Consider the following 6,497-nt stretch of genomic DNA (forward strand, 5'->3'; position numbering starts at 1 on the left):
TACAATGCTGCATGGGGGACGGTCAAGGAGAATGTGCTGCCTGCTCAGGATTTAAAGCCGAACACCGTCTATAACATCAAGATTATCGTCAAAGGAGCGGATATCAGCGTCTATAGAGACGGCGCGCTGATGCTTAAGACGAGTTACGCGACCTTCAACGCTTCAGGTCAGGTCGGCTTCTACGCGGGAGGGTTCGATTATCTGTTGTTCGACGATATTGAGTTCAAAGTGCCAACGACAGACGTAGTCGGCATTCAGTTGGATCGCCAATCGTTAAATATGGTGGTTGACGAAGAGACAGTGCTGTCCGTCACGTTCGATCCGTCCGATGCGGCAGAACGCGGTCTGATCTGGCAATCGTCGAATCCGAAAGCGGCGACCGTGGATGAGAATGGTAAAATAACCGCGCTTGCCAAGGGAGAAACAACGATAACCGTCACGTCCGTAGCCAATCCGGGTGCTTCGGCTTCGGCTGTGGTCATGGTATCGGATATTCTGCTATTCGCGGATTTCGATTCCGGTGCGAATGGATGGCCTGTCGATCCGAACCGCAGTATCGTCACGGTCGACGGCAATAAGAAGTACCGTATCGTGAACGGGGCAAGCGCTCTTCATCCCAAGCTCTTTACATCCTACGATTTGAGCTTTGAGCTCAAGATGCCGGCAGTGACTCCACAGACCGGAACGTTCTATATTTATGATCGGTCCGCTACCGGTACATCCGGCAAGGTTGGCTACCGCAAACTGGGAGACGGGACGGCGCAATGGATACTTTACGATCCGTCATGGCAGGTGCTCGCAAAGAAGGATGTGCCGCATGAGGATTTGTTGCCCGGCGCGACTTATCAGGTAAGGATGATAGTCGATGGAGCTAGCATCCGCGTCTTTGTCGATGGAGAACTGAAGTTGAGCGGCAACGATCCTAACCACCACCCTTCGGGTACGATAGGCTTCTATGTTAGCGGCTTCAACGAGATGTGGTTCGACAACGTGACCTTTACGCTAATCGAGCGGAACGCGGCAGCGACGGAGTTGTTTTACGATGATTTTGAAAACGGCAACTTTGATCGTTGGACGGATCCCTTAAACGCTGGCAAATGGTATATTGCAACCGAAGGATCCAATCATGTATTAAGGTCGGATAATGCTGGCCTGGGCTCGGAAAATATCATTTTTGCCGGCAATACGGAATGGGAAAATTATTCGGTAGAAGCAGAGGTCAAACTGGTCAACGCCGTGGCGGGAGGAACGCGAGGCTCCGGCATATTGGCGAGAGTTTCCGATTTAAACCGTTTTTATCTTCTACGGCTTAATCAAGCCGGTTCAGTTGACCTGATGAGGAAAAACGGAACGTATACGACGCTGGCAAGCAAACCTTTCACCGTGGCGATAGGAGAAACATACGCCTTAAAGCTCATCGTGGACGGAAACAAGCTGTCGGCGTATGTAGACGACGAGCTTATGTTCTCGGTTGTGGACGGAGATCTGCCCGCGGGTAAGATCGGGCTGAGGGCTTATGGCCATAGCGTTGCCATCGATCATGTGCGCGTCACGATGCTCGAGGCCAACAAAACCGCGCTGCTGGATCGAATTAACGAAGCAACGGTGCTAATGAAGCAGCAATATACGGAACTTAGCTGGCAGCAGTTTCAAACCGCTCTTGACGCGGCAAATGAGACGTATGAATCCAGAAGTGCGACTCAGCCCGAAGTCAACGACAGTATGAACGCGTTGAGTAGAGCGCTGGCAGGTCTAATTAAGCCGGGCCGGACGGACGGCATGCTCGAGGAAGTTCCCTATAAGATGGATGTGTCCAATCAGGCAGGCTGGTGGGGGCCGCTCAAGACAAAGAACGGTATAACGTACATGGCATTTAATGAGCCGAGCCTGCGACCGGGGTACCATTATATCGCTGTCGCCATTAAGGACGAAAACGGCGACTGGAAAAAAATTCCGGCCATGAACGGTACGACCAGGGCGGAATTTATCAACGATCTCGGACATAATCAGCCTTCCATTGCTTTGGATGGAGACGGCAACCTTCATATGTTTGCTTCGATGCACCATGAAGGTTGGAAATACTTCAGATCGGACCCGGTAAGCGGTACATTACAGAATAGGTCGTCAAGCTTGCCGAATCAAGCGGGACTCTATACGTATCCGGTCGTAACGAACGCGCCGAACGGAGATCTCTGGTTATTGATACGCTCGGGCGGAACCGACAGAAGAATAGGGGAACTATTCCAATACAATTCGGCGGACGGTGAATGGAGCAAAGTAGCTGCATTCGCCAATGAGCAGAACCGATCTGTCTACCCGGATGATATCAAGGTGGATGCGGAAGGCAATGTGCATATTCTGTTCGAATGGGCGCCTTACCCGGCTAATGCCATCCGTCATGTGTTGACTTATGCGAAATATGTGTCTTCCGAGGGGAAGGTGTACAAGGCAGACGGCACGGAGCTTGCTTTCCCCCTAACGACGGCTACGGGCGATATTATCCAGCCGCTGACGGAAGGCGAAAATTTCCAGAGCAATGAAGGGGTGCAGAGCGCTAAGCTAGTTCTGGATGACAACAACCGGCCATTAGTCGCTTATCGTTACAAAACCGCCGCAAATCCCGATATTTTCGAAGTGAAGTTTGCCCGTTTCGACGGGGGAGAGTGGATCAGGGAAACCGTCTTCTCGTTAGCGGATACAAAGGCGGCCATTGATATTACAAGCCATGGTTCGGAAATCAGAATTTATTATGCAACGGCAGCGGGCGCCGATCGCGCTCGGGTTTCTGTATTTGCCGACGGAGTATGGCAGCATGACGTCCTTGCGCCGGGTATCCCCATTGAACGATTGTCAGTCGAATCAAGTGCGCCTGGCTCCGATATTCTCTATTTGACGGATATAACGAATACACGGTTGTATTATGGGCGCAAGGATTCGGTAATCGTCGCTCCCGAGCTTCCTCCCGTGTGGAGCGACGGTGTGTTAAGCGCGACGAACGTCAGCGCATCCGGAGTTACCTTAACGTGGTCGGGTATTTCCGAAGATGAGGTTTTGTCGGGGTATAGGCTCTATAACGGCAGCAACGAGATCATTGAACTAAGTGGCGACGTAACCAGCTATCGGGTGACGGGATTAACGGCGGATACCGCTTATACTTTCAAGGTAGAAGCGGGTTCAAACAAAAATGTGTGGAGCACGAACGGACCTTCGGTCAACGTTCGGACGGCGGCAGACGCTGACTTCACGGATTTGCAAGACGCTATTAATCAGGCCCAACTGCTAACGGAGACTTCGGTAGGCACGGAGCCGGGGGAAGTTTCGCAGGATGCGCTTGATGCACTAAGCGCCGCCATTGAAGCCGCACAGGTAGTATTGGGGAACTTGAACGCGACTCAAAGCGAAATCAATAACGCAAGGGACGACTTGCTTAGTGCCGTAGAGCAATTTGAGGCTTCCATTATCGTGGCTCCCGAGCTTCCTCCCGTGTGGAGCGACGGCGTGTTAAGCGCGACGAACGTCGGCGTATCCGCGGTCACCTTAACGTGGTCGGGCATCTCCGAAGACGAGGCTGTATCGGGGTATAAGCTTTATAACGGCAGCAACGAGATCATTGAACTAAGTGGCGACGTGACCAGTTATCGGGTGACGGGATTAACGGCGGATACCGCCTATACCTTCAAAGTAGAAGCGGGTTCAAACAAAAATGTGTGGAGCACGAACGGACCTTCTGTCACCGTTCGGACAAGCGCAGACGTTTGCTATAGCTGCATGCCGGTGGATCCTGTTACACCTCCCGTTCAAGAGCCGGAGAAGTCGGTAGATCCCGTCGTACCAGTGGAATCGCAGCGTGCCAAGTTCCTTGCCAGGAAAGGACTGGAAATTCCGGGACGGTTGAGTATTGGAGGCAGTACGGTAGAGGTGGCGCGTGACCCGGCTGCAGCAGAAACCCTGCTCCGAGAGCCGATTACGATCACGTTATCCTATGAGCCTGCAAGAAGTAATGTCGCTTTATTAGGCGTGTATTACTTCAATGAAACGACTGGTCACTGGGAATATGTGGGCGCAATCACGGAAGGCGCCTCTCACCAGTTCAAAGTGACGGTGCGGCATGCGGGAATTTATAGCGTAATGGAGTATGATCGCTCGTTCGATGACGTTCCACAGAAGCATTGGGCGCATTTGGCTTTAAAGGAGATGGCAGCCAAACATATCGTTAACGGCGTCAGCGATCGTTTGTTTAAGCCAACGGGCATGACGACGCGCGCCGAGTTTGCAACGTTGCTCGTCAGAGCGTTAGGTCTGCAATCGGCCGGAGCGCATTCCTTTGCGGATGTGCCTTCGGACGCCTGGTATGCGTCGGCAGTCGGAGCGGCTAATGAAGCGAACCTGATTAAAGGCGTATCGGCCAACGAATTTGGCCCGGACAAGATGATTAGCCGGGAAGAGATGGCCGTGATGCTCGTACGCGCTTATGAGTATGCAAATGGCAAGCTGCCGGTTCTCGAGCAAGGCGCAGCTCCATTAAACGATAGCAATCGGATTTCGTCATGGGCAGAGAGTGAAGTAGCAGCAGCGATTGCGCTAGGGTTGATGCAGGGCAAAGGTCAAGGTTATTTCGATCCTAAGACTCCTACGCAACGGGCAGAATCCATCCAGGCGGTGTGGAACTTGCTACAGTTAATAAAATAATATTGGCAGCAAAAAGCATTCGGTCATTTTTGATCCGAATGCTTTTTGCATCCGGAATTTCGCTATACCGCGCAAACTCAGAGCGGACACTTCATTTATTGTATAAATTTGTTCTATTTTTTGAATAGATTTGTTTCTTCACCCCCCCTCCAGATCTCGATATACTGATGAGGATTCGGACAAATGTTACAAGAGAGGGGTAATTGCAGTGAAAAGATCAGCGAGATTTAAAAGTTTGATTATGAGCATGGTTTTTCTGATCATCGCCTCGACCATATCTGTCCAAACGGTCAGCCTGGCGTCGGCATCAGCCAATGAGTTGTTTTTCGAAGATTTTGAAAGCGGTATCTTGGATCGTTGGACAGACCCTTTGGATGCGGGCAAATGGTATATTGCAACCGATGGAGCCAATCAAGTATTAAGGGCGGATAATGCTGGCTTGGGCTCGGAAAATATCATATTTGCCGGTCATACGGAATGGGAGAACTATTCGGTAGAAGCCGAAGTCAAACTGATCGACACCGTGGCGGGAGGAACGCGAGGCTCCGGCATATTGGCGAGAGTTTCCGATTATAACCGTTTTTATCTTCTGCGGCTTAATCAAGCCGGTTCTGTCGACCTGTTGAAGAAGAACGGAACGTATACGTCTCTAACAACCAGAGCTTACACCGTGACGGTAGGAAAAACATACGCCTTGAAGCTCATCGTGGACGGAAACAAGCTGTCGGCGTATGTAGATGACGAGCTCATGTTCTCGGTTGTGGACGGAAGCCTGCCTGCAGGCAAGATCGGATTCCGGGCATATGGGCATAGCGTTGGGATCGATCAAGTGCGCGTCACGATGCTCGGAGCCAACAAAACCGCGTTGCTGGATCGAATCAACGAAGCAACGGTGCTAATGAAGCAGCAATATACGGAACTTAGCTGGCAGCAGTTTCAAACCGCTCTTGACGCGGCAAATGAGACGTATGAATCCAGAAGTGCGACTCAGCCCGAAGTCAACGACAGTATGAACGCGTTGAGTAGAGCGCTGGCAGGTCTAATTAAGCCGGGCCGGACGGACGGCATGCTCGAGGAAGTTCCCTATAAGATGGATGTGTCCAATCAGGCAGGCTGGTGGGGGCCGCTCAAGACAAAGAACGGTATAACGTACATGGCATTTAATGAGCCGAGCCTTCGACCTGGGTACCATTATATCGGAGTCGCCATTAAGGACGGGAACGGCGATTGGAGAAAAATTCCGGCCATGAACGGTACGACCAGGGCGGAATTTATCAACGATCTCGGACATAATCAGCCTTCCATTGCTTTGGATGGAGACGGCAACCTTCATATGTTTGCTTCGATGCACCATGAAGGTTGGAAATACTTCAGATCGGACCCGGTAAGCGGTACATTACAGAATAGATCGTCAAGCTTGCCGAATCAAGCGGGACTCTATACGTATCCGGTCGTAACGGACGCGCCGAACGGAGATCTCTGGTTATTGATACGCTCGGGAGGAACCGACAGAAGAATAGGGGAACTATTCCAATACAATTCAGCGGACGGTGAATGGAGCAAAGTAGCTCCATTCGCCAATGAGCAGAACCGATCTGTCTACCCGGATGATATCAAGGTGGATGCGGAAGGCAATGTGCATATTCTGTTCGAATGGGCGCCTTACCCGGCTAATGCCATCCGTCATGTGTTGACTTATGCGAAATACGTGCCTTCCGAGGGGAAGGTGTACAAGGCAGACGGAACGGAGCTTGCTTTCCCCCTAACGACGGCTACGGGCGATATTATCCAGCCGCTGACGGAAGGCG

2 protein-coding genes are annotated in these 6,497 nt (G+C 51.5%); both read left to right on the forward strand.

Features of this window, described 5'->3' with window-relative positions; translation table 11 throughout:
• The coding region (locus PAT3040_RS02415) for a BNR-4 repeat-containing protein (protein ID WP_181376407.1) at positions 1-4,689 on the forward strand (4,689 nt) is incomplete at its 5' end.
• Positions 4,690-4,897: 208 nt separating this feature from the next.
• The coding region (locus PAT3040_RS37915; protein WP_219930225.1) for a BNR-4 repeat-containing protein at positions 4,898-6,497 on the forward strand (1,600 nt) is incomplete at its 3' end.

This window comes from Paenibacillus agaridevorans (assembly GCF_003112455.1).
GTDB lineage: Bacteria > Bacillota > Bacilli > Paenibacillales > Paenibacillaceae > Pristimantibacillus > Pristimantibacillus agaridevorans.